26 protein-coding genes are annotated in these 23,217 nt (G+C 55.5%); 11 read left to right on the forward strand and 15 right to left on the reverse strand.

Annotation, left to right across the window (positions count from 1 at the left end; genetic code table 11):
- Positions 1–40 precede the first annotated feature (40 nt).
- Genes KHS78_RS20545 through flgB form a run of 4 tightly spaced genes read right to left on the reverse strand, consistent with a single transcriptional unit; the run spans position 41 to position 2,817 of the window.
- Complete coding sequence (locus tag KHS78_RS20545) at positions 41–1,288, reverse strand: flagellar hook protein FlgE (protein ID WP_211830804.1); 1,248 nt, start codon at positions 1,286–1,288, stop codon at positions 41–43.
- 41 nt (positions 1,289–1,329) lie between these two features.
- Positions 1,330–1,980: a flagellar hook assembly protein FlgD gene (locus KHS78_RS20550; protein WP_211830805.1), complete on the reverse strand. Its 651-nt coding sequence runs from the start codon at positions 1,978–1,980 to the stop codon at positions 1,330–1,332.
- 2 nt (positions 1,981–1,982) lie between these two features.
- Positions 1,983–2,399 carry a flagellar basal body rod protein FlgC gene (gene flgC / locus KHS78_RS20555; RefSeq protein WP_211830806.1) on the reverse strand — a complete coding sequence of 139 codons (417 nt, stop codon included), beginning with the start codon at positions 2,397–2,399 and terminating at the stop codon, positions 1,983–1,985.
- A 25-nt stretch (positions 2,400–2,424) separates the two neighbouring features.
- Positions 2,425–2,817 carry a flagellar basal body rod protein FlgB gene (gene flgB, locus KHS78_RS20560; protein WP_211830807.1) on the reverse strand — a complete coding sequence of 131 codons (393 nt, stop codon included), beginning with the start codon at positions 2,815–2,817 and terminating at the stop codon, positions 2,425–2,427.
- Between the two features lie 202 nt (positions 2,818–3,019).
- Here flgB and KHS78_RS20565 point away from each other — a divergent pair, with 202 nt between their 5' ends.
- Positions 3,020–3,331 carry a flagellar biosynthesis anti-sigma factor FlgM gene (locus tag KHS78_RS20565; RefSeq protein ID WP_211830808.1) on the forward strand — a complete coding sequence of 104 codons (312 nt, stop codon included), beginning with the start codon at positions 3,020–3,022 and terminating at the stop codon, positions 3,329–3,331.
- On the forward strand, positions 3,328–3,795 hold the full coding sequence (flgN, locus tag KHS78_RS20570; protein ID WP_211830809.1) for a flagellar export chaperone FlgN: 468 nt from the start codon (positions 3,328–3,330) through the stop codon (positions 3,793–3,795). Before KHS78_RS20565 ends, flgN begins: the two co-directional genes overlap by 4 nt.
- Here flgN and KHS78_RS20575 read toward each other — a convergent pair.
- The 7 genes from KHS78_RS20575 to KHS78_RS20605 all read right to left on the reverse strand — a co-directional run bounded on the left by KHS78_RS20575 (position 3,786) and on the right by KHS78_RS20605 (position 10,247).
- Positions 3,786–4,139, reverse strand: a complete 354-nt coding sequence (locus KHS78_RS20575; protein ID WP_211830810.1) for a hypothetical protein — start codon at positions 4,137–4,139, stop codon at positions 3,786–3,788. The two genes, flgN and KHS78_RS20575, sit on opposite strands and share 10 nt — an antisense overlap.
- Positions 4,114–5,538 carry a FliI/YscN family ATPase gene (locus KHS78_RS20580; RefSeq protein ID WP_211830811.1) on the reverse strand — a complete coding sequence of 475 codons (1,425 nt, stop codon included), beginning with the start codon at positions 5,536–5,538 and terminating at the stop codon, positions 4,114–4,116. The genes KHS78_RS20575 and KHS78_RS20580 overlap by 26 nt, the downstream gene beginning before the upstream one ends.
- Positions 5,535–6,260 carry a FliH/SctL family protein gene (locus KHS78_RS20585; RefSeq protein WP_211830812.1) on the reverse strand — a complete coding sequence of 242 codons (726 nt, stop codon included), beginning with the start codon at positions 6,258–6,260 and terminating at the stop codon, positions 5,535–5,537. Before KHS78_RS20585 ends, KHS78_RS20580 begins: the two co-directional genes overlap by 4 nt.
- A gap of 106 nt (positions 6,261–6,366) precedes the next feature.
- Positions 6,367–7,362 carry a flagellar motor switch protein FliG gene (locus KHS78_RS20590; protein ID WP_211830813.1) on the reverse strand — a complete coding sequence of 332 codons (996 nt, stop codon included), beginning with the start codon at positions 7,360–7,362 and terminating at the stop codon, positions 6,367–6,369.
- A gap of 53 nt (positions 7,363–7,415) precedes the next feature.
- The gene (gene fliF, locus KHS78_RS20595; protein ID WP_211830814.1) at positions 7,416–9,053 is read right to left on the reverse strand and encodes a flagellar basal-body MS-ring/collar protein FliF; all 1,638 of its coding nucleotides are present in this window, start codon (positions 9,051–9,053) and stop codon (positions 7,416–7,418) included.
- Positions 9,054–9,067: 14 nt separating this feature from the next.
- The gene (fliE, locus tag KHS78_RS20600) at positions 9,068–9,403 is read right to left on the reverse strand and encodes a flagellar hook-basal body complex protein FliE (protein ID WP_211830815.1); all 336 of its coding nucleotides are present in this window, start codon (positions 9,401–9,403) and stop codon (positions 9,068–9,070) included.
- Entirely contained in the window at positions 9,396–10,247 is an 852-nt protein-coding gene (locus KHS78_RS20605) for a MotY family protein (protein WP_211830817.1), read from the reverse strand. Before KHS78_RS20605 ends, fliE begins: the two co-directional genes overlap by 8 nt.
- A 189-nt stretch (positions 10,248–10,436) precedes the next feature.
- Here KHS78_RS20605 and KHS78_RS22610 point away from each other — a divergent pair, with 189 nt between their 5' ends.
- The 7 genes from KHS78_RS22610 to flhA are packed head-to-tail and all read left to right on the forward strand — an operon-like array spanning position 10,437 to position 17,130.
- Positions 10,437–11,378, forward strand: coding sequence for a FliM/FliN family flagellar motor switch protein (locus KHS78_RS22610; RefSeq protein ID WP_211830818.1), 942 nt, complete (start codon positions 10,437–10,439; stop codon positions 11,376–11,378).
- A gap of 45 nt (positions 11,379–11,423) precedes the next feature.
- Entirely contained in the window at positions 11,424–12,032 is a 609-nt protein-coding gene (fliN, locus tag KHS78_RS20615; protein WP_211830820.1) for a flagellar motor switch protein FliN, read from the forward strand.
- Entirely contained in the window at positions 12,029–12,784 is a 756-nt protein-coding gene (gene fliP / locus KHS78_RS20620; RefSeq protein WP_211830822.1) for a flagellar type III secretion system pore protein FliP, read from the forward strand. Before fliN ends, fliP begins: the two co-directional genes overlap by 4 nt.
- Before the next feature lie 23 nt (positions 12,785–12,807).
- Positions 12,808–13,077, forward strand: coding sequence for a flagellar biosynthetic protein FliQ (locus KHS78_RS20625; RefSeq protein WP_211830824.1), 270 nt, complete (start codon positions 12,808–12,810; stop codon positions 13,075–13,077).
- Positions 13,078–13,099: 22 nt separating this feature from the next.
- The gene (gene fliR, locus KHS78_RS20630) at positions 13,100–13,879 is read left to right on the forward strand and encodes a flagellar biosynthetic protein FliR (protein WP_211830826.1); all 780 of its coding nucleotides are present in this window, start codon (positions 13,100–13,102) and stop codon (positions 13,877–13,879) included.
- Between the two features lie 7 nt (positions 13,880–13,886).
- A complete protein-coding gene (locus KHS78_RS20635) occupies positions 13,887–15,056 on the forward strand; it encodes an EscU/YscU/HrcU family type III secretion system export apparatus switch protein (RefSeq protein WP_211830827.1) in 1,170 nt (389 codons plus the stop codon).
- Complete coding sequence (flhA, locus tag KHS78_RS20640) at positions 14,962–17,130, forward strand: flagellar biosynthesis protein FlhA (protein ID WP_343216950.1); 2,169 nt, start codon at positions 14,962–14,964, stop codon at positions 17,128–17,130. Before KHS78_RS20635 ends, flhA begins: the two co-directional genes overlap by 95 nt.
- Before the next feature lie 523 nt (positions 17,131–17,653).
- Here the strand turns inward: flhA and KHS78_RS20645 are convergent.
- The 3 genes from KHS78_RS20645 to KHS78_RS20655 all read right to left on the reverse strand — a co-directional run bounded on the left by KHS78_RS20645 (position 17,654) and on the right by KHS78_RS20655 (position 19,973).
- On the reverse strand, positions 17,654–18,205 hold the full coding sequence (locus KHS78_RS20645; RefSeq protein ID WP_211830828.1) for a DUF2780 domain-containing protein: 552 nt from the start codon (positions 18,203–18,205) through the stop codon (positions 17,654–17,656).
- Between the two features lie 144 nt (positions 18,206–18,349).
- A complete protein-coding gene (locus KHS78_RS20650; RefSeq protein WP_211830829.1) occupies positions 18,350–19,018 on the reverse strand; it encodes a class I SAM-dependent methyltransferase in 669 nt (222 codons plus the stop codon).
- Positions 18,951–19,973: an HNH endonuclease domain-containing protein gene (locus tag KHS78_RS20655; protein WP_211830830.1), complete on the reverse strand. Its 1,023-nt coding sequence runs from the start codon at positions 19,971–19,973 to the stop codon at positions 18,951–18,953. Before KHS78_RS20655 ends, KHS78_RS20650 begins: the two co-directional genes overlap by 68 nt.
- Positions 19,974–20,279: 306 nt before the next feature.
- On the opposite strand from KHS78_RS20655, the gene KHS78_RS20660 reads away from it, so the two are divergent.
- The gene (locus KHS78_RS20660; RefSeq protein WP_211830831.1) at positions 20,280–20,747 is read left to right on the forward strand and encodes a hypothetical protein; all 468 of its coding nucleotides are present in this window, start codon (positions 20,280–20,282) and stop codon (positions 20,745–20,747) included.
- A gap of 101 nt (positions 20,748–20,848) precedes the next feature.
- Complete coding sequence (locus KHS78_RS20665; protein ID WP_211830832.1) at positions 20,849–21,277, forward strand: hypothetical protein; 429 nt, start codon at positions 20,849–20,851, stop codon at positions 21,275–21,277.
- 170 nt (positions 21,278–21,447) lie between these two features.
- On the opposite strand, the gene KHS78_RS20670 is transcribed toward KHS78_RS20665, so the two are convergent.
- Positions 21,448–23,094 (reverse strand): hypothetical protein, encoded by a 1,647-nt coding sequence (locus tag KHS78_RS20670; RefSeq protein WP_211830834.1) that lies wholly within the window; start codon positions 23,092–23,094, stop codon positions 21,448–21,450.
- Between the last annotated feature and the right edge of the window lie 123 nt (positions 23,095–23,217).

Genomic DNA, 23,217 nt, shown 5'->3' on the forward strand with positions numbered 1-23,217 from the left:
CTCGCTTCTGGCGGTTAGGCGGCTTGCACGCTGAACAGCGCTATACCGTGAGCAGTGCCTGCATCACCACATCCTCAGCTTTCAAGGTGCGGGCATTGGCCTGATAGTTTCGCTGGGCAACGATCAACTGCACCAGTTCAGACGACAGATCCACATTGGAGGACTCCAGCCGCTGCGCATTAATGACACCGGCACCACCAGTACCCGACTGGGTATAGGTAGGGTCACCGGCATCCCTTGTAGCCTGCCAACTGCTGTTGCCTGTCGCGACCAGACCGTTATCATTGGTAAACGTGGCCAGCGCCACCTGCCCCTGTGTGGCCTTGAGACCATTGGAATACAACACTTGTACAAGACCGCCAGTATCCACCTGGACGGCATTCATCTTGCCGGAGGTGTAACCATCCTGATTGATGGCTGCAATGGAATAGTCCTGACCGAACTGGGTGGTTGAAGAGAGATCAAGGTTCAGAACCAAAGGCAGGGCACCACCTCCCGGCTCCAGACCTGAAAGCTTGCTGTCGTTTCCATCCAGGGTAACCAGTCCGCCGGACTTGATGGATCCATCCCCATTGAAGGCCAGCTGATCTTTCCGGAACACGGGATGGGCAGGGTCAGAGACATCCTTTAACATCTGGTCATCCAGCCGGTAAAAGAGATCCCAGGTACTGCTGTCACTGTCTGCCAGCACAGTGAACAGGGTCAACTGGTGCGGTACGCCCAAGCTGTCGTACAGCCCGAAGGTGGTGGCCCAGTTGTAACTGGAAGGCTGGTGTTCATCAAAGACCATTGCCGGAATCATTGAATCACGAGCATCCAGATTGATGGCGGCGCTGATCTGAGATGTTGCCCGGGCGGGTATGCTTTTTCGCTCAATATGAATATCACCCAATGCGCCTGCTACCACTTCACCCTTGTCATCCACCTGAAACCCCTGAACTTTGAAGCCCTGGTTGTTGACCAGGTCATCATTACGACTCAGCCCAAAATACCCCGCACGGGAATAGAACGTATTGCCGTCGCCGGACAATACAAAAAAACCACTGCCTTCTATACCCATGTCCAGCGAACTGCCGGTGGTCTGCAGTATGCCCTGGTTGAAGCGCTGCGATGTGCCCTGGGTCAGTACGCCGGAGACCTGCGCCATCTTGCCGCCGGATTCCGCGTACACATCAGCGAACATACTGCGAAAGGATTTGAAGCCCACCACATCGACATTGGCGATATTGTGGCCGGTCACATCCAGCTCCTGCTGAGCCGCCTTGAGACCGCTCACTCCGATATTCATGGACATCGCGTTACCTCACGACCATGGGTGTGTACCAGGGACTATTCGATTCTACGTACAAACGATGCAGGCACAGAACCCACACCGGCCAGCTGCAACAGTGTTTCCCCTTGATCAGCGGATAACGAAACACTGTTTACACGACTATTGACGGCTACAGGTAACGGCGCCTGTTCAGAGGCTGCTGACACGAAGTAGACGCCATCCGGCAGGGATTCACCCCCGATTTCTTTCAGGCTAAACCTCGCCGGGTCACGTCCGGCGCAGGACAGTTCGCGAACAGCTGCCGGTTGGCCCAGGCCGTCCGTTAACATGATGGTTACCCGGTTTCCGCTTTGCGCATCCGTATCCACTTCAATGGCAATATCCCGGCTGTCGCGGGACAGCACCAGCTGATCGGTATTCACTGTGACCCGACGCCCCGCGAAACCTGCCGCCTGAAGCACCTGCAGCCCATGATCCATCCCGTGCATGGAGGACCGGATATCGGCCAGTGACTCCACCCCGGCAAACTGTGCCAGCTGGGTCACCATCTGTGTACTGTCCGACGGGTTCAGGGGATCCTGATTACGGATCTGGGCAACCAGCAGTTTCATGAAATCCTGTTTGCCAAGATCCTCAGCCTTGCCCGGCCGGGATGCGGTATCCGCCATCAGGCCACTGCCCGACAAGGGCTCAGTTACGATAGTCATGGTTAACGGAGACTCACCAGTTCAACCAGTTGATCCTGCATACGCCGGGTCGTGCCGAGCACCGACACCGTGGCTTCAAACTGCCGGGACGCCGCCATCATGGCCACCATCTGCTCCACCGTGTTGACGTTGGCGTAATACACAATACCGTTATTGTCCGCCAGGGGATGGCCCGGCTGGTAACGCTGTTCGGCCGGGCGTTCATTACGGAGCACATCACTGACGGTGACACCAAACGCCGACTGACGTCCACCACCCACCGGGTCTGCACGAAAGACCACATCGCGCTCACGGTAGATGTCAGCCTCGCTGGCTGCCGCCGACCGGGCATTGGCCAGGTTGCTGGCCACAGTGTTCATCCGGATCGTCTGAGCCGCCATCGACTGGCCGGCAATGTCATACACCGCAGAGAATGACATACGTTAAACCTCACAAGCTGAATCACTAGGGGCCATTGATCGCCAGGGATAACCCGTTCAACCGGGCACGAAGGAAATAGAGCCCCCGGTTAAAATCGGTGGCATTGCGCATGAAAGCCAACTGTTCCCTTTCCGGCTCAACCGCATTGCCGTTGACCGGCGACTGCAACGGTGCCCGGGTCACGACATCAGGGGTGGCGGCTACTTGCCCGACCTTTGACAGGTGGAGCGGATTTGTCCTCACCATACGAGCCTGCGTATCCTCAACGTCAAGCAAATGTTGGAATGACAGATCCTGCGGGCGGTAGCCCGGTGTTTCCTGATTCACCAGATTCCCCGCCAGTATGGCACTGCGAGATGTTCTATAGGCAAGCGCCTGAGGTTGGTTACCAAGCGCCTGATCAAACTGTATGGCCATCGTAGTATCACTAACGGCCGGCACAAGCCAGCAACCATTACTTAAACGTCATGATGACAACCGGCTGTCCGTTATACGGCAGTTGCCCCAAAACCAGCACACTGTATATAGAAGCGATCCCGTCAAAATACCACCCGGTTTTTACGTTAACGTTCGTGGATCTGCTACATTTGTGTCGTGTACTGCGCCTGCCAGGAATTGAATGATGGTCATAGAAGGAGTCGGTGATACCGGTAACCGCCCTGCGGCTATTGCAAAGCAGACGGACTCAGAACAAAAGCCGGTAACGTCAGAGTCACCACGCAATGGTGCTTCGCGACCGGACATTGAGATTAGCGCCACAGCCCTGTACCTTAGCAGTACAGAACAGGCCGCTAACGGTAACGTAATCCACCGAGCCGCGCCTGCCGATTCAGCCCAGTCACTGATCGCCATCGGTGAGACGATCAGTGAACCGGAAGCCATCGCCCATAAACTCGTGCAACTGGAGCAGCTGTTTTTTAAACGATCATGACCGAACCACTCCTTAAAACCCTGCAGGACGGTTGTACACTTCTGGCCACCCTGCACACACAGCTTACCCGGCAGCATTCCGCCCTGGTCAGTCGACAGACGACACGTTTACAGCATATGGCCAGCCTGATTGAAAAAAGCCACGGTTTACTGGCCAACCATACAGCCCGGTGTCAGGATCAGCTGGCCAGACTGGGTTACAAGACGCTTGTTGCCTGGCTCAATAATCCCGGTAGCACCCTCTCGACGGAAGCGGTCAATGAAGCCCGAAGCCTCCATCGCGAATACCTGGCCCTGGCCCTGCAGTGTCAGCAGCAACGTGACACCAACCACTGGTTGCTGGAGAAACAATCCCAGGTCTGTCAGCTTTATGTGAACCAGTTAAACGGCTTGAAACGCCAGCGGTATAATGCCCTCGGTCAACGGGTCAATGACCGCGCGGCACACAAACTGGTTCAGTCATAACCACCCACCCAGCGGCAAACGACCTCTTCCATCACACGATTCAACTGGTTTCTGCATCGTCTGTGCTGACGGCACTCAAGGCGCTGCTCACTCACCTCGGCCTGTCGTTTCAGTCGTAATGCATCCGACCTCAGTTGCTGGCTGGTTTTCTCATTGCGATCAAGGATCCCACCCAAATGCTGCTTAACTGCAGATACTTGGTGACTAAATCCCAGCCCGTTGGCCAATGTCAGTCCATTGCAGACGGGCTCCGAGGGCGCCCCCGGATGACTGCTGTCGTCCAGCATGCGGATCAGTCGCTGATGCTGGTCACGCTGTTCAGCCAGATGCCGCATCTGCGCCATGAGCTGCTGCTGTTGGGCCCGCCGGGTTTTGAGCCAGCGGGTCATTGTCTTTTCCTGCATGCGCGCATTCCTCAGCAATTCGGGCCAACGCCTGAATCGTGTCAGCCAAGGAAACGGACTCCGTCAGTCCCTGGCAAATAAAATGGTTTAAACGGGGTTCCAGGGTCAGCACCTGGTCCATGACCGGATCACTCCCCTGCGTATAGGCGCCCAGCTCCATCAGTTCACGGATTTCATGACAACGCTCCCAGGTCCGCCGAAAAGCTATCGCCGACGTTTGATGAGCCGAACTCACCACCCGCTCCATGGCGCGACTGATGGACGGGCCAATATCGACAGCCGGATAATAGCCGGCCGCCGCCCTCTGCCGGGTAAGGTGGATATGCCCATCCAGAATGGCACACGCCGCATCGGCCACCGGGTCTTCCTGTCTATCCCCTTCCACCAGCACGGTATAAAACGCCGTGATTGAGCCCGTGTCGCTGCAACCATTACCGGCGCGTTCCACTAATCTTGGCAACAGGCTGAACACAGAAGGCGGATACCCTCGACTGGATGGCGGTTCTCCCACCGCCAGTGCAATTTCCCGCTGGGCCTGGGCGTAACGGGTCAGAGAGTCCATCAGTAACAGGACATGGCAGCCTTCATCCCGGAAGTGTTCCGCAATGCGGTGCCCCAGCAGGGAAGCACGCAGCCGCATGACCGGTGAATCGTCAGCAGGTGACGCCACCACGACCGCCTTGACCATGCCGGCAGCCCCAAGTGTATGTTCAATAAATTCCCTGACCTCGCGCCCCCGTTCACCGACCAGCACGACCACGACTACATCCGCTTCGGTATTGCGGGTCATCATCCCCAGCAACACACTTTTTCCCACACCGGTTGCGGCCAGTATGCCCAGGCGCTGCCCACGACCGGCTGTCATCAGGCCATTCATCACCCGCACGCCCACATCCAGCGGTTGTGTAATCAAGCGCCGCTGTAAAGGGTTGATCGGAGGCCCATGCAATGGGATGCGCTTGTCGCATAACAGCCCTCCCTTGCCATCCAGCGGCCTTGCCATACCGTCGAGCACACGCCCCAGCAAGGCCTTGCCCACCGGTATCCCGGTATCACCCGACAAAGGGAGCACCGCGTCACCCGGCCCCAGGCCTTCACCGTATTCCATGGGCATCAGGAAAAAACGCTGTCGGTCAAAACCGACCACTTCCGCTTCCACCTGCTGCCCGTTCCGGTTCCTGACCAGGCAGCGCTGGCCGGTATTAATCTGGCAGCCTTCGGCCTCCAGCAACATGCCACGCAGACGGGTTAACCGGCCCGAAACGGTAATCGTCGACAGGCGTGGGAGGTTACTGCAGGTCTGCTGCAAGCCTCGCCGCGTATTATCCCAGTGTGTCATTCGCCATTACCATTGGCGTCCGGCAGACCGAGACTTTTGCGCAATTCTGCAATACACGCCGCGAGTCGGGTTTCAACCTGGGCATCCACCCTGCCGCCAGGGGTTGACAGGATGCAGCCACCGGCGGTGATGGCATCATCATCAATCACCTGCCACTGGTCGGGTAACGCGAGATTCAACATTTCAAGGTAAACCCTGTCTTCCGGGTTCAGACGTATGGCGGCGGAATCCGTCTGGGGCAACAGGCCCAACGCATCATCCAGTAATTCCCTGACACCATCAGGCCGAATATTCAGCTCGAGCTGAATCACCTGCCGGCAAATCAGGCTGATCACTGACACCAGCTGTTCATCCAGTTCCCGTGCGCAGGCCTCGCGCCATGTATTCACCTCGTCCCAGGCTGACGTCAGAGCTGTGTGCAACGGGTTCACTTTCTCCTGACTTTCACGATGCCCTTGCTCAAGCCCCTGGGCATAGCCATGCTGCCGACCTTCCTTTTGCCCCTGCCCCAGGCCATCGTCATAACCGGATTTGAACCCATCTTCCTGCCCCTGGCGAAAACCTTCACGGTATCCATGCTCACGCGCCCGGCGCAGCAAACGCCGCGCCTGCCAGGCAATATCATGCGCTGATGGGCTCTGTGCCTCAGTGGTTTCTACCGGTGACGGGGCAGGCAGAATCTCCGGAAACCGAAAACGTACGACAGCCTGATTACACTGCATGGTTCCATTCTGTACGGCTATAGGAAAGTAGTAAGGAGTATAGGCAGCAACGCCGGAACAAAAGGGTAAAACCGAGAGAGGCGTCGCATTGTGAGGCACTCACGACTTATTCGACCATTTTCTCATCGGTAAACGACAGGGTAATTTCACCGTCATTGATCAGGGATTCAGCCCGTTTCAGGATCTCACGCCGGGCGTTGTCCACCACCCCCTGGCGAATTCTGCCAAGCCCCTGCATTTCATCTTCAAGATATTGCACAGCCCGCTTGGGAAGCCCTGAATAAATCGCCTCTTTGAGGTTTTCATCCGCCCCCTTCAATGCCTGCGCCAATGTTCTCTGATCGACATCCCCCAGCAGTTTCTGCAGGTCTTCCCGTGACAGGTGTAACAGATGTTCAAAGAGGAGCATCCGGCGTTCAATGGTTTCGGCCAGTGTTTCATCTACGCCCCGGATACCCGACAGAATGTCCCTGCCACTCTCCCGACTGAGCAGGTTCATGATGTCTGCCACCTGTTGGACACCACGCAACGGCAACTCCCGGTCCATACCGGTCTCATCCAGGTATTGCTGCAACAATGCCGCAATACTCTGCAAACAGGCCCGAGACAGACTTTCCAGCCCGGCAATCCTGATCAATAGCGCCTGATGGGTTTCCTCAGGCAGTAATCCCATGACCTGTGCGCCCTGCTCTGCCGGTAAACAAGCGAGCACCGCCGCCTGAAACTGGAGTGACTCGCAACGAAGCATGCCGGCCAGCACATCCGGCCGCGCATACTGGAGTCCTTCCAGCACATTCTGCTGCTGTTCATCATACAGCGGCCGTAGCAGGCATCGGGCCTGCTCGCGCCCCAGGGCACGTTGCAGCGTCTTTTTCAATTGCGTCTGGTAATTCCCCGCCAGCACCCCGGCATGGCTGACGGCCTGAACAAAATCGTCCAACAGCCGGATCAGGTCACGGGATTGCAAGGTTTTCAACGCTGACACTTTCTCACTGAGCACACGAATTTCTGAGGGCGTCATCTGCTTGAGCACAGCAGAAGCATCCTCTTCACCCAGCAGTAACATGATGGCCGCTGCGTCGCTGGGGGTTCGTCGTTCCATCGGCCCCAGGGGTTCCCGCTGGCTGTCGGGTCGTGTAATGCCTGGACTGACCATCAGGAGGCCTGTTTCTCAGACAACCACTGCCGTAAGACATGGGCGACCTTACCGGGTTCCTGCCGCGCAAGTTGCTTCAGGGCATCCACCCGGTGCTGAAAGCCGACGTCATCGTAGGGCGGCTCTGTGGCTGCTGAAGACTCACCCAGGCCAGACAGGTCGTCCACGGAGGCCTCCCTGTCCGATCCAGGCGGCGCCGTCACCTTTGCGGGAGGATGTCTGACCTGAAGCCAACGGCGAACCAGTGGACGAAGACCGACCAGCAGTAACAACACAATGATCAGTGCCAGCAGGACACGCCCGCCCCACGTAATCATGGCTGGCTGTTGCCACCAAGTCGCCCTCTCCAGGTCATTCTGCGCCTCTATGACAAACGGCAATGACTCGACACTGACCTGATCGCCACGACCAGCTGTATACCCCACGGCCTGTTTGACAAGCACCGTCATCCGTCCAAGCTCCTCGTCGTTCCAGGGTTTCGACGTTTGCGTTTTTTCCGTGTTTTGCACCACTTGCCGTGTATTCAGCAATACCGCCACCGTCAATCGCCGGAGTTCTCCTGGCAGGCGCTGTTCACGGCTGACCGTACGATCTACTTCATAATTCCGCACATACTGTTTTTCCTGGACAGACGCTTTTCCTGTCGTGTCCTGCACATTTTCAAGCGCACCGGGCGTTCCGGTGGGCAGCTCATTCCCCGATACCAACTGCTGCATGGATTCGCTGCGCACCGCTTCGTTATCAGGGCTGTAAACCTCACGGGTCTGTTCTCCCGATGTCATGTCCAGTTCGGCAGAGACCTGCACACGCACATTACCACTCCCCACCAACGGGGCCAGAAGACTCAGCACCCGGGACTCCAGCCGACGCTCTATCTCAGACTGGAACTGCAACTGGCGCCGCGCCTCACTCAACAACGTTGTCTCATCCAGCTCGTCACTGATCGGTGCACCCAGCTGATCCACGACACTGATATTATTTCTGTCCAGGTTCGCAATACTACCTGCGACCAGGTTAACAACCCCTTCAATCTGCAGCGGGGTCAGCCGGGCACCGGCACTGAGCTCCAGCACCACGGATGCCCGGGGTTCTGGCGACTGACGCAGAAACACGGTCTGCTCCGGCATCGCCAGGTGCACCCGGGCGCTGCGTACCGGCTGCAGTGTCATGATGGTTCGAGCCAGCTCCCCCTCAATAGCGGCGATGTAACGCTGTCTCTCCATGAAGTGGCTGATGCCCAGAGGGGGAGATTCCGTTAACAGGGCACGCCCCTCCGGAAGGGAGGGAGTAATGCCACCGGCCGCCAGCGCCATACGTGCTTCCGGCAACTCGGCGGATCGCACCATCACCTGACCGGTATCAGGGTGTACGCGATAGGCAATCCCTGCTTTGTCGAGCTGGTCTATGACGGCGCCGGCATCATACTGCTCTTGTCGTCCATAGAGGGGACGATAATCACGATCCTGCCACCAGAGCCAGGTCACGGTAACCACTGCCAGGAATGTGGCACCAAACAACAATCCTACGGTCAGGCGCCGGTTTTCAGGGCGACGAAACAGTGAAAGCTGTTGTTGGAGTGAATGCCATGCGTCACGTATCCGACGGCCGGCCTGTCCTGTTGTGTGCGTCTCAGCCATGGTTTCGATGGCCACTACAATTGCAGGTTAAACACTTCGTGATACCCTTCTACCAGCCGATTGCGCACCTGCAGTAACAGTTGGAAGGACAAGCTGGCCTTCTGTACTGACAGCACCGTACCCACCAGGTCCTCTTCCTGTCCCGATTCCACCCGGTTCATGCGATCGGATGCCGTTTGCTGCAACGCATTGACCTGATCCAGCTCCGCCTTGAGCAGCCGGGAAAAATCCATCCCTGTAGCGACCGCGTCATTGGTGTCAGAGAGGGAGGTCATCGCCCGGGAGTCTGCCTGATGAGCTGCCAGCGGTAAGTCCAGCGCAATAAACACAGGCTGTACGACATCAGCCATCATTTGTTCCTTTCATAACACCCTGGTTTGATGCCTGGTCAGGCAAGGTCTCCTGACGTTGCAGAGCCACCATGACCCGGCGATTGTCATGGCGCCCTGTTTTGGTGGCATTACTGGCGGCCGGATACCGTTGCCCATGGAAACGCAGGTGAGCCACCATCGCGGCAGGCACGCCTTCGTCAATGAGATAATCCCGGACCGCCTCGGCCCGTTGGCGCGAAAGACGCAAATTCAGGAGCCTGTCCCCCGTCGCATCGGTATGGCCGTCAATCGTCAATGCCTTCACCTTCTTGTCGGCCCGAATATAGCGTGCGATGTCCCGTAACTGTTTCATCTGCCCGGACGTCAGTTGCCATTTGCCTGAGTCATAAAATAGCTGTGTCCTTCGAATCTGCGCAAAATTTACCGGCAGCAGGTCGCCCAGGCATCGTTTGAATTCAGGCAGGACATCACGGATACCGGTGGTTGAAAGGTTTAGCAGTACCGGTTGCCTCGGATCCGTCATTTCAACGTTCAGCCACATGCCATCGACCAGGTTGTCGAGTAATTCGGGCAGGAGGCTACCAAGGTCAAACGCCACACCGTGGTCGGTTGCACGATAAATGTCGGATAACAATTCCTGTCGTCCACTGTGCTGCCAGGGCGCATCTACGCTAGTGACCAGTCCTCCGCCCTGGAACGGTGCATACCCCAGCAGGTCCAGCGTCAGCTCCCGAACCGCGCCCGCATCCGCACACAGCGACACCGCTCCCAGGCTGGCCGTATTGAGCATGAGACGACAACTGAAAAAACGCTGCGTCGTGACTGTCCACTCGGCTTCATCCAGTGCGACCGTCTGCTCCATGGCAAACACCCCGGGCTTCAACAAGAGACAGGATAAAAGGACAGCGGCCAACCGCCGGAAGAGTCTCCAAAAAACGGGATAAAACGTTATAAGCGACATTGTGACCTTAAACTGCAATTGAGCCTGCACGTCGGAAATTTTAGATTATGATTAGCTGACCAACGCAGTATGAATGGTTGCTGACTTCCCGTGGACATTTGCAATAACGACCCAACATCTCACACCCGGGATGACAACACCCCGTACAGCGAAACCACCATCAGCCCCTGCAGCCTGGCCCATCCCCGCTTTCAGGCTGCCTATCTGCTCAACCTGCAGGACCAGCTGGTGGCACCGTTCCTTCGTCTTCTCCCGAAGCAGTTGTCACAGGAACTGGAACTCTCAGGCACCCAGCTGGAATACCTGGGTGCGAACATTGCCCGGTTCGAAGAACCCGTTGCCGCTCCTGCAATGATCAAGCAATTTTCCATCTCCATCACCACCGATGATGGCCACAAACAGGATGACATCGGTTATCTCTCACTGGCGCCGGAATTGTTATCGTCGTTGTTCGAGCGTTTTTTTGGCGGCCGTGGCGACATTCCCCAGGCTTCAACAGCTGATCCCGTATCCACGCCGCCCACCCGGGCTGAGCGCTACCTGTTCGAGGCCATCGCCCAATGCCTGCTGACCCGCTGGCAGGGAATCTGGCATCCGCTACCTTCGATGAATCTCAACCTGCAGGACACAATGACTACCGATGAAGCGCCACCAGAGGAGCGGTTTATGCGGTCGCGCTACCTGCTGAAGCTGACAGAAGAGACTACGGGGACATTCGAGATCAACATGCCCATGCCCCTGCTAGAACACCTTGCACCGGGAAAGAACCGTCACCCGGCCGCACGCCATCACTGGCAACGGCGCCTGACGACAGCGCTGTCGCAGACACCGGTGGAACTAAGAGCCATTCTTGCTGAGCAAACCCTGCCCCTGCAAAAGATCATGGGCTTCAAGAAAGGCGACATTGTTCCTCTGCCTCTCCAGGAAACGGTTGTCGTGAATGCCGCGGACCAACCGGTGTTTACTGCACGCGTGGGGATTGGCAGTGGCCACCTTGCACTGGCGTTTCTGAACAGCCTCAGCGCCTCCTGACAGCTCTCAACGTTAACAACCTGACTGCCTGCAGGAGCTTGTGACATGCACGACACCGGGGAAACCGATATCGCTACCGCTGAAGAGGAAGACACACAACAGACTGAAGCCCCCATAGAACAGGCAAAGACAACCGATGACGTTCTGATAGAACACGATGACGACACCAGGCAGGCCGGGGCCCCACTGACGGACGACACTCTCGAAGATGATCTTTCACTGGATTTTATCGGCCCCATACAGCCTGAACCGTCATCCACGGTGCAGGCCCGTGAACGGCCGCTAGCGGCCGAGGAAGACGAGCCCTCCCTCTCAGAACCGAAATCAACCGGTGCCTCTTCTTCCGCCGCAACAGCTGCAGCGATTGCTACTGATGCCGGTGATATCGACCTGGTCAAAAACATACCGGTGCACCTGACCCTGGAAGTCGGCGGCCGTCGTATCACGATCGGGGAATTGATGGCCATGAAACCCGGGGATGTGATCAGTCTGGACCGCAGTGAGGAGGAGCCGCTGGATGTCAAAGCCAATGGCATCCTGATTGCCCGCGCCGAAGTGGTGCTGGTCAATGAACGCTACGGTATACGGTTGCTGGATATCGTCAGCCCCTCTGCCCGCCTCAACAAAACGGTCAGCACCGGGCCATCATCATGAAGTCACTGCCGTATATTCCGTCCCTGTGCGCCATACTGGTCAGTGCCCTGTTCCTGGCGGGATCGGTTCATGCAGCGCCTACTCTGCCGTTGATCTCTGTGACGGACGGCGACATCACCCGTGACTACACCGTGAACCTGCAGATACTGCTGATCCTGACAGCATTGACCCTGTTACCCACGGCACTGCTCTGCATGACCAGCTTTACCCGCTTCATCATTGTGCTGGCGATTTTACGCCAGGCCCTGGGACTGCAGCAGACACCGCCTAACCGGGTGCTGATCGGCATTGCCCTGTTCCTGACCCTGTTTGTCATGCGCCCGGTCTTCGACACCATCTGGGCAAAAGCTATTGAGCCATGGATGAATGAACAGCTGACGTTTCAGGAAGCCGTGGCCACGGCACGAGACCCCATTCACCGTTTCATGCAGATCAATACCCGGGCCACCGATCTGGAACAGTTTATCGTCCTGAGCGGTGCTGACGTGAACGCCACACCGGACGACATCCCCCTGACCACCTTGATTCCCGCGTTCCTGACCAGTGAACTGAAAACCGCTTTCCAGATCGGTTTTCTGCTGTTTCTGCCCTTTCTCGTGATTGACCTGATCGTCTCCAGCATCCTGATGGCCCTGGGAATGATCATGCTGTCCCCCCTGGTCATCTCCCTGCCCTTGAAGTTAATGGTCTTTGTGCTGGTTGACGGCTGGAACCTGACCGTGAGCAGCCTCGCCGGCAGTGTTGCCACCTGACCCTGATACCGGAAACGTGACGTATGACACCTGATCTCGCTGCTGACCTGCTTCGCAATGCCCTGATCGTCGTCGTTCGGGTGGTGGCGCTGCTGATTGTGCCAGGCCTGCTGATCAGCCTGATGATCAGCGTCATCCAGGCCGCGACCCAGGTCAACGAGCAGAGCCTGACCGTACTGCCCCGCCTGATTGTGACGCTGCTGGTGATGGCATTCATGGCCCACTGGCTGATCCGCGAACTGAATGATTTTTTCCTGATGGTCGCCAGCCAGATTACCCAGGTTGTTGCATGATGAATGATGACCCATTGATCTGATGGCTGATTTCACCCTGTCCCTTACCCAAATGGATGAATGGCTGTGCCGGGGTATCTGGGGCGTCACCCGACTCGGCAGCGCCCTGATGATCATGCCGCTCACCGGCGACCTGGTACCTGCAACCCTGCGACTGGTCATTGCCATTGCACTGGTGCTGCCCATCTTTCCCACGATTACCCTGCCACAGCCCGGTATTACCGCATTCTCTGCGGATGCCGTGTTTATCACCGCCGGGGAGCTGTTGACCGGCTTGGTGCTGGGTTTTATCCCCGCCCTCTACCTTTCGCTGTTTGCCCTGGCGGGAAACCTGGTGGCCATGCAGATGGGGTTGGGCATGGCCCAACTGAATGATCCGGTTGGCGGTATCAGCGTGCCGGCACTGAGCCATTTCTACCAGTTCGGCGCGCTCACCCTGTTCATCGCCATGAATGGTCACGGTGTCGTCTTCAGCATTCTGCTGGAAAGTTACCAGACCCTCCCGGCTGGCTCATTCACCCCATTGCAATCATTGCTGCCAACACTGGTCAAACAGGCGGCCTGGCTGTTTTCTGCCGGCCTGCTGCTGGCACTGCCGGCCATTTTCAGCCTGCTGATCGTCAGCCTGGCCCTGGGATTTCTGACCCGGGCGGCGCCCCAGCTGAACATGATGAGCATTGGTTTTCCCGCCACCTTACTGGCTGGCCTGATTATCCTGCTGATCACCAGTCACCGGTTTGCCGATGCTGTCAGTCGGTATACGACAGAGGCACTGATCATGATGCGACAACTGACAGGATAAAATACCCATGGCTGACGAGAACGAAGACGACGCACAGGAGAAGACCGAAGAACCCGGTGAGCGTCGTCTGAAACAGGCCCGCGAGGAAGGCCAGGTTCCCCGATCCAAGGACATGACCGCCGCGGTCGTCGTCCTGGTGCTCAGCCTTCTGTTTACCTCGCTGTCCCACTGGTTCAGTGAACCCTTGCTGCAGTTCAGCCAGCAGTGCCTGCAGTTTCAATGGACGGAGGCCACCGACCCGGGACACATGCTGGCCTTGATGAGTAGCGCAAACACCCTCCTGCTCTCCCTGCTGGTCACCCTGACGCTGATCGTACTGCTGTCTGCCACAATGGGCGCCTGGCTGATGGGCGGTGTCATCTTCAGTGGCAAGCTGCTTCGCCCGAAATGGCAGCGCATGAATCCCATCAAGGGATTGCGTCGTTTTTTATCCAGCAAGTCCCTGATGGAACTGGTGAAAGCCCTGCTGAAGACCGGGCTGCTGCTGAGCTGTCTGTGGCTGTTCATTCGCTATTGTTCAGCCTCCCTGCAGTCACTCAGTGGCAACGATGTGTGGACCGCCCTGCCACAGGGCTTCACACTCCTTGGCCATGCCCTGCTGATGTTTGCGATAGCATTACTGTTCACCGGCCTGATTGATATGCCTTTTCAATGGTACCATCACCGCAAGCAGCTGATGCAGACCCATCAACAGGCACGGGACACCCACAAGGAAGAAGAAGGTAAGCCGGAGGTTCGTCGTCATATCCGGCGAATGCAGCGGGAAATCGCCACCCGTCGTATGATGGCCGAGGTACCCAAGGCAGACTTGGTGATTACCAACCCGGTGCACTATGCCGTTGCCATACGCTACCGGGAGTCCGAATCCCGGGCACCGGTCGTACTGGCCAGCGGCGTGGATGAACTGGCCAAAACCATTATCTCCGTCGCCCGACACCATCACCGGACCGTGGTGCTCTACCCCGTGCTGGCCCGCGCCCTGTATTACACCGTCAAACCCGGCGAAGCGATTCCTGCCGACCTCTATCTGGCGGTAGCCAAGATACTGGCTTATGTTTACCAGCTGAAACGCTACCGAACCGGTGAACGGGAAGACCACCCCGAACTGCCGGTCATTGACCTTCCGGAACACTACCGCCACCAACAGACGACAGCCAACAGCCATGTACCCGGGTGATACGACAGACCAGCACCGCTTCGGCTACCTGGCCACCCCAGCCCTGTTGCTGCTGACACTGGCCATGGTCATCCTGCGGATTCCGCCGTTTCTGCTGGACACCCTGTTCACCTTCAATATTGCGTTTTCGCTGTTAATGCTGCTGCTGGCGATCCAGATTGACCACCCCCTGAACTTTTCGGTATTTCCCAGCCTGTTATTGATTGCCACCCTCCTGCGGTTGGCCCTGAATGTCGCCTCCACCCGGGTCGTGCTGTTGCAGGGACATACCGGCACAGACGCCGCCGGTCGTGTGATCGAAGCCTTTGGCACGGTGGTGATCGCCGGCAACTACGTGGTGGGGTTTGTGATCTTCACCATCCTGGTGATTGTCAATTTCGTGGTCATCACCAAAGGGTGCACCCGGATTTCGGAAGTCACTGCCCGCTTCACCCTGGACGCCATGCCCGGCAAACAGATGGCCATTGACGCGGATCTGAATGCCGGCATTCTCAATCAACAGGAAGCCGGTGAACGACGGGAAGCGGTCAGTCGTGAAGCCGACTTTTACGGGGCGATGGACGGCGCCAGCAAGTTTGTCAGGGGCGATGCCGTCGCCAGCCTGTTGATCCTGGCGATCAATATCATCGGCGGCATTGCGATTGGCCTGTTCCAGTATGACCTGCCACTGGCCACCGCGTTTCATACCTATGGGCTGTTAACCATCGGCGATGGTTTGGTGGCCCAGGTGCCGTCGCTGCTGTTGTCGACCACTGCCGCTATCATGGTGACCCGGGTGTCTGGCAGCGGCAATATGCCGGCACGGATCCGTAGCGAATTACTCAGTTCACCACGGGCATTCCTGGTCTGTGCCGGCATCCTGATCATTATGGGACTGGTGCCGGGTATGCCGCACCTGGCCTTCGCAGGGCTTGGCTTACTGGTTGCCCTGCCCGGGTTGAAATCACTGCGTCGTGCAAAAACCGAACAGAAAACCGGTGCTCCGGATGCCCACGGCGCAGCGCCCGAGCCCTCAGAACCGCCACTGGACTGGCGGGAACTCCATCCGGCCGACGCCCTTGGCCTGGAAATCGGTTACCGTCTGATACCACTGGTGGACAGCAGCCGTTCCAGTGAACTGACCAGCAGCATCCGCGGTGTGCGCAAAAACCTGTCACAGAAACTGGGGTTCCTGATACCCAGCGTCCACATCCGGGATAACCTGGACCTGGATCCGGACCATTATGTCATCACCCTGCACGGGGTACAGTTCGCCACCGGCCGGGTCATCCCCGACCATTTGCTGGCTATCACCACCCGGGAATCCAGCGGAGAACTGGCAGGCACCGCCGACCATGACCCCTGCTATGGCCTTGATGCCGTATGGATTACCCGGGAACAGGAAGAAGATGCCGTACGACAGGGGTATACCGTGGTAGATGGCCCCACCATCATCGCCACCCACCTCGGACAGATTATGGAAGACCATGCCCATGAACTGTTTGGTTACGATGAAGCCCAGGACTGGCTGGAACAGTTACGCCAGCTCTCCCCCCGGCTGGCGGATGAGCTGATTCCTGACAAACTGAGCCTGGGACAACTCATGCGTATCTGCCAGACGCTTCTGATTGAGCAGGTGCCATTAACGGATATGCGTACCATTGCCGCCACACTGACGGATACGGGCAGCAAGGACCGCAGTCCGCTGGTGATGGCCCAGGAGGTTCGGGTTGCCCTGCGCCGAATGATACTCAACAGCCTGGCCGGTATGGATAACGTTTTGCCCGTCACCACCCTGTCACCGGCATTGGAAAAACTGTTACTGGAAGGCTGGCGTCAGGCCAGCCAGAATGGCGGTTTCAGCCCTGACGCGATTCCGCTGGAACCCAGCCTCACCGCCCAACTGCAACAAAAGCTCCCCACCGTTGAACAGCAAATGGAAAGCCATGGTCAGGTGCCGGTGCTATTGGTGGTCCCACAGCTGCGGCCATTGCTGGCGCGCTTTGCCCATGTTTGCACCAAACACCTGAGCGTATTGTCGTTCAGCGAAATACCGGACGACCGGCAGGTCAATATCATTGGGCACATCGGATAATCGGATAGTTGCCGACCAACGCCCCGACTGCGTTCCCAGTGCACTCTGGCCTTCCACCAGACGCTCCTGACCTTCACGCAACAACCGCTGTTCTTCCCGTATTCGCTGCTGATCCGCCTCGATCAGTTTATTGTCTGCATGGATTTGGTTAAGAAACGCCCGTTGTTCCTGCAACAACGTATTCAGTGGTTCGGCTTCACCTTCATGCATAACTTCAAACCTGTAGACACGGTTATTTAAATTCAGAAACTGATCTTGCACATCAGTTTCAAACGACATGCCCATACCCCTGTATTTATATGACTGGTTATTTAGCGCGAGGGAAGTATAGACAGCAGGAAAAACAGCATAATTTATTTCATAAATCAGATTTTTTTAGAAGTGATACGCGATCAAGAAAGTGATTCCAACTGAAATCATTCAATGAAAAACAAGCCTACGCGTTTCATTCTGACCGTTGAACAGCGTCTTATCTATCAATAGTAGGCTCCCGCCGGATACTTCAGCGGGAGCCATAACAGCATTAAATGGACAACGCCTGGGTGAACAGGCTGGAAACGTCAGCGCCACCATTCTGCTTCAGGTAACCGGAGGCCAGTTCGACCAGTGGCATCAGCTGCTCCAGCGGAACACCGTACTCATCCAGAATGGTCTTCATATAATTAGCGCCCTGCAAGGCCTTGCCCGCATCGCCGGCCTGTGCCAGCAGGCCACCCAGGAGGCTGTCATCCTGGTGCAGTGTCGGCGCCAGCGCCACCAGTGCATCAATGCCCGGCACGGCATCAGACACCTGGGAATACTCACTGGTGCTCAGGTTCTCTTTCGCCAGCTGGAACAATCCGCCCAGGCTGTTCTCCGCCTGCGGCTGAGTCAGCTTTAATTGCTGCATCGCCAGGTTGACCAGTTCCTGTGTGACAGGCTTCTGAGCCGTGGATTCGCTGACCGTTTCAGTACTAGACGTAACGGCGGTGACTGCTTCCAGTCCGGACTCCAGCCAGTTGCCCGCCATCGCTGCCGATGGTGCAAGCAGTGTTGCCGTCAGGCATAAAACCGTTCCTGTGGGGAGACACTTCATCAACGACCACCTCTGTGCGTTTTTTTAATATGTTTGTTCAAGCCAATGTTTCTCGATGGCTCCGTCAGCCTACTGACCTGAGATCGCAATAGCAAATAACTACATAATTCATCGTGTCGTTTACCTGCCCCCATCAGGCATTATTCAAACAGGATGTTTTATCAACAGTGCATTGAGCCAGTATTCATCTTTACGTGAGGGCCTGTTATCCGTGGTTTGCCACGTTTGCAGCACATCTATACCGGAAAGATTAGCAACCAGTGACTGGAGAGCGTGCTCCGTCATATTGGTAAATGTTCTGCCATTTCTGGTCACCATTCCTTCGCCATACTTGAAAGAAAGGTACCAGAAACCCCCGTTTTTCAATGCATCCGACATTCTGTTCATGACTGTCGGCAATTCGGTCTGTGGAATATGCAACAAGGAGGCACAAGCCCAGATGCCATCAAAAACAGCGTTGTAATCCAGCGCTTCAAACTGCAGATGTCGTACCGGGTGCCCGATATATTCTGATGCACATCTCGCCATTGCCGCAGAACCATCAATGGCTGTGACCTGGAAGCCAAGGCTGGCAAAGTGACGGGCATCTCTACCAGAACCGCAGCCTGCATCCAGAATATGTGCACCGGCCTTTAGTTTCGGCAAAAAGCGCTGATACAAAGCATCCATATCAACCGCTCTCGTATTTTCAACAAAAGCCTCGCAGTGCTGGTCATAGTACTTAATCGAAGTCATCTGCCGCCCGTTATAATGTTGAACCACCTTTTGGCTTCGGTCGCCATGTGTGGATAATCTGTGTTTTTGCCACACCATAACAGCTCTGAAGAAACTGCTGTCGTTGCAGCTCCGTCTTGCCTGTCTGTTTTATCAGGGTTTCACGAATGGGCAAATGGCTGTTAATGAAATACTCATTTCGGGCATGCAGTCTTTCCAGCAGAGATAACGCCGGAACCCGCTCAAATTTGCCACCCTCTCCCCGGTTGCAATCCGTGCAGGCGAGTACCAGGTTCCATATCCCGTTGATAGCTGGCAGATCATGACGGATACACCATGGAAAAAAATGATCAACATCGGCCAGATTATCTGCACTGCTGTCTATGGAAATCGTGTCATAGCAGTAGAAGCATCGCCCTTTCTGGTAACCGTTCAGGCTGTCACGACAGCTGGTAATGTCAATTCTACGGTCATTCATCCGAACAAACAGACTACCTGCGTCATGATCATGCTGAACAGCAAGCAGGTTCTTTGAAATATTCGACTGCCAGGCGGTTTCCACCAGTCGCCACCTGGCCTCTGTTTCATACTGAATGTCAGCAAAGACAACCTGTTCAGCCAACCTGAAAAAATGATCCGTTAGCCGAATTGCTTTAACAGCCCCTTTTCTCTCATCCTCGAAAAAACGAGTATCCAGTGTTTTTCTGGCCACATTATGGAATGCGTCAATAACGTTTTCGAACCCCAGCCTTACCGTCTGATCTAGGAGCTGTTCCTGTGGGATAACACCATTATTGAAATCAGCACATGCATCTAAAAATCTACCGGGATTTTCCCTGGTCGACTGCTTGGATGACTGATGGATATGTGTGCAAACATGCCGGGAAAACGGCTCAGCCAGAGCATCCAGAGTGATAAGATCACTGGCTGAGTCTCTGAACTCATAAAGAGCCTTTGCCAAGGCAAACTTATAGGATGATGAATTCTTGCCAAACAGGATGATCGCCCGCCAGTAGTTTTCCAGTGACGGTTCCACCTCGTAAAAACGCGACAATGTTCCCCCTAACGCATCCGTTTCGTTTGTTATTAATCCGTCTATTAGATTTTTTTATCAGGTATATTTTTATTGGTAATTATCTTTGATTATATAGGTACAAAAAGACATCTGTCTTCTAAAAGACGAACATCTACCAGACTCTCATAAGGTAAAGGCTGCCTCCATCATGCTACCTGTGTATAAACATCGCCGCTTATCCACCTCACATAGCATCTGGTCGTCAAGCACGCATCTTTGAATGCATCCCACTGAAACACACCTATACTCGCTCTCCCGCGAATAAATACGTACGGGAGGCACTCCATGACATCAACAAACGGTACAACAGCCGCCTTGGCAGATGCCATTGTTGAAAAGCTGAGTGAGATACCTCAGATATCTGAAAAAGAGAAACACGCAGGCGACCATGTCACCAACCAGTCCAACAGCAATGATGAACATTTTGCAAAACTGTTACTGGGTCAGAAAACCTGTGATTCCGGTTTACTCACCCTTCGATCCGATCTGGCAGAACTGAAGAATACTATGCTCCAACACCGCTCAGAAGGCATCGAAGCGTTGGCAGATGCAACTCTGTTCAAACTGTCACTACAGGAACTCAAAACCAGCCTGCTTACCCTGAAATACGATGTAGCTGATCGTTCAGACAACCTGACATCAACCATCGAAACTCTGACAAAAACGGTCGCAACCCTGTCCAGTCAGATGAAAGTCATCCAGCAGGCAGTCCTGCCGAACAAAGCAAGCGTATCATCGAAGAGCGACACTTGACATGTAAACGGACACAGCCATTCCCCAGCCCTATATTCCTTATACGCATTCAACCAATGAAATAAACAGGACTTTATACAATGACTGATACATGCGAGCTGATGGAAGAGTTAAAAACACATCCCCGCCGCCTGAAACGGCTGGAGGATTTCCACCAGGCGGAGGCAGAACCATTGAATACACTGCTCCAGGGGCAGCGACGCCTGCTCAATGAAATTTATTCAAAACAAAAAGCCCACGACACTCGCTTTGAAACCATCAGCAACCGTTTTGGATCGGTAGACAGGCAACTCAACGCCACAGAATCAAATACCAAGGCGATAAAAAACGATATCTTCAATATCCAGTCCGACATTATGTTCTTGAAGGATAATCACAAGGAGATCCAAATCGATATAAGCAAACTCCAGTCCGATGCTTTGGTCTTGAAGACAGATGTTCATGAATTGAAGCACGATGTGACAGAACTGAAATCTGATATGTCAGAAGTTAAAGAGAAGCTGGATCTTGTGCTGACCAAATTGTCCTGACGAGGATAATCCATCACAGCTTTTCCCTGCCTTCTCATTGCACCGGTCGGGGGACACCGGTGACAGCAACCAGAGGCTAAAACCAATAGTCTTTATCAAACGACAAGGCCGTTTATCGATTCCGACAGTTATCGCCAAAACAGACTTTATCCAGCAATTGCAAACGACGATTATCTAGCGCCTATACCTCGCCCAGGCAACTTCATGCGCCCTCCGCTTGGCGGCTTATTCCAGTAATCCAGCGTTTCCAGCGCATTGCGCAGGTCTTCATGCCGATGCTCTATGACTTCACGCTTCTTCACTTCAACAGCCGCCGCATTGGTTTTGGCTTCCATCTCCCTGGCAAATGCTTCCTGCTCTTCAGCCGTTGCGGAATCATGCGGCCGGTTTTTCACGGCAAACAGGTAGGCATTGGCCACGCCCCCACGGTCAATGTCATCCTTGCAGGTATGGTTGTACGTGGTGGCATCCACGGTCTGAATAAGCGCTTCCACCAGAGTTTTGTTCAGGAAATGAAAGATGAAAGCCTGACGTTGTTTTCTCCCGAGCACCGCATCCTGACTGATACCGAGTTCCTCCGCTGATGCCTTCAGACAACGTGACAGGAATGCGCTGAAATCTTCCCCTGTGTCCGATATCCGTTGTCGTAACCCCGCTGGAAAGAAAAAGCCTTGCTGATTATCCGCCATGAGACCGGCCATCTGCGCCTGTAATGCCTGCAGTTCACAGTCTTTGGAAAACGCCTGTCGCTGGTTATAGAAATCACCGTCCGCCGGTAATGTGACTACCGTGATTTTACCTTGTAGCCCGATATGCGCCTGAAGTTTCTCCAGGGCATGGCTTCTGTCGCCTTCAATGCCGGTACGCCGCTGGCGATTGATATACAGGTGATGGTCGTGCTTTCCCCGGCTTTCCAGGAAGCACCGGAATTCCGGCGTTACAGAGGCATTAAATGGGACGTCCTGCCGGGTCGGCGTACCCATGCGGATGCAGGCAACGGCTTTCCCATGTATACGAGGCTTGAACAAAATATCCGGTATATTGCCCTGCCGATAGGGGTCATAATGAATCCCGGCTTCACCCGCCATCAGACTACCCATCACATTGCCCAGGTGGTCGCTTTTGCTTGCTGGATTTTCCAACGCGGAACGCTGGCCAGAAATCAGCTGCTGGGTATGTGCCAGCCGTGCCGCAAGGTCACGCCCCCGATTGCTGGTCAACGGAGCAGGCAAACCTTCCCTCAAGCCAGACGCCGCCTTCTGCCTGATGGCCTGCACCAAATCTGAATGAAAAGGGCTTTTTATTTCGGTGGTAAACAAGGCTCGTGAGATACCATGGAGAAACGCTCTGCTATTCTGTCGCAACGGGCTATTGTGCTTACCTTTGAGCAGTATCGCATCAGCGCTGCGAAAAGCCGTAATCATGCGCTTGTAACGTTCTCTGGGTGTGGTTCCCGGCGCTCCCCCGGCGATACTGTCACCACTCAGCTCTGCTACCACCCGTCGCAGACACTGCTGAAGACGCTGATCACGCCCCGACGGATCTCCGTCAATCATGCCCTGCCATTGGCCAAATTCCGGCTGTGCCTGAAGCGCTTGCCAGACAGTATCCAGTTTCAGCGCATAATGCTGTTGTTTCCAGGAATCGTCGCCTATCGAAAATCCCGGCTGCCCGGGCGGGCTGACGGATTCAACAACCTGCACACTCCGGCTCTGTACCGGAGCGACCGGTAAAATACGCGCTCTCAGTGATGACCACAGGGAGAGAAATGGCCGGGCCAGCTTGACTCTCCATCGCTGTGCTCGTGTCGTGGCCACAGGGTTAGCTGGGCTTATTTCAGAAGGCGTTCCTACCTCGTCTGTCCTGTTTGGCTGGCTTTGGCCGACATGTCGATGACCGGATACTGGGCCTTTGTCCATTTTGAGCATCCTTGCTGATGG

Origin of the sequence: Kistimonas asteriae, assembly GCF_018263925.1 — a bacterium.
Lineage (GTDB): Bacteria > Pseudomonadota > Gammaproteobacteria > Pseudomonadales > Endozoicomonadaceae > Kistimonas > Kistimonas asteriae.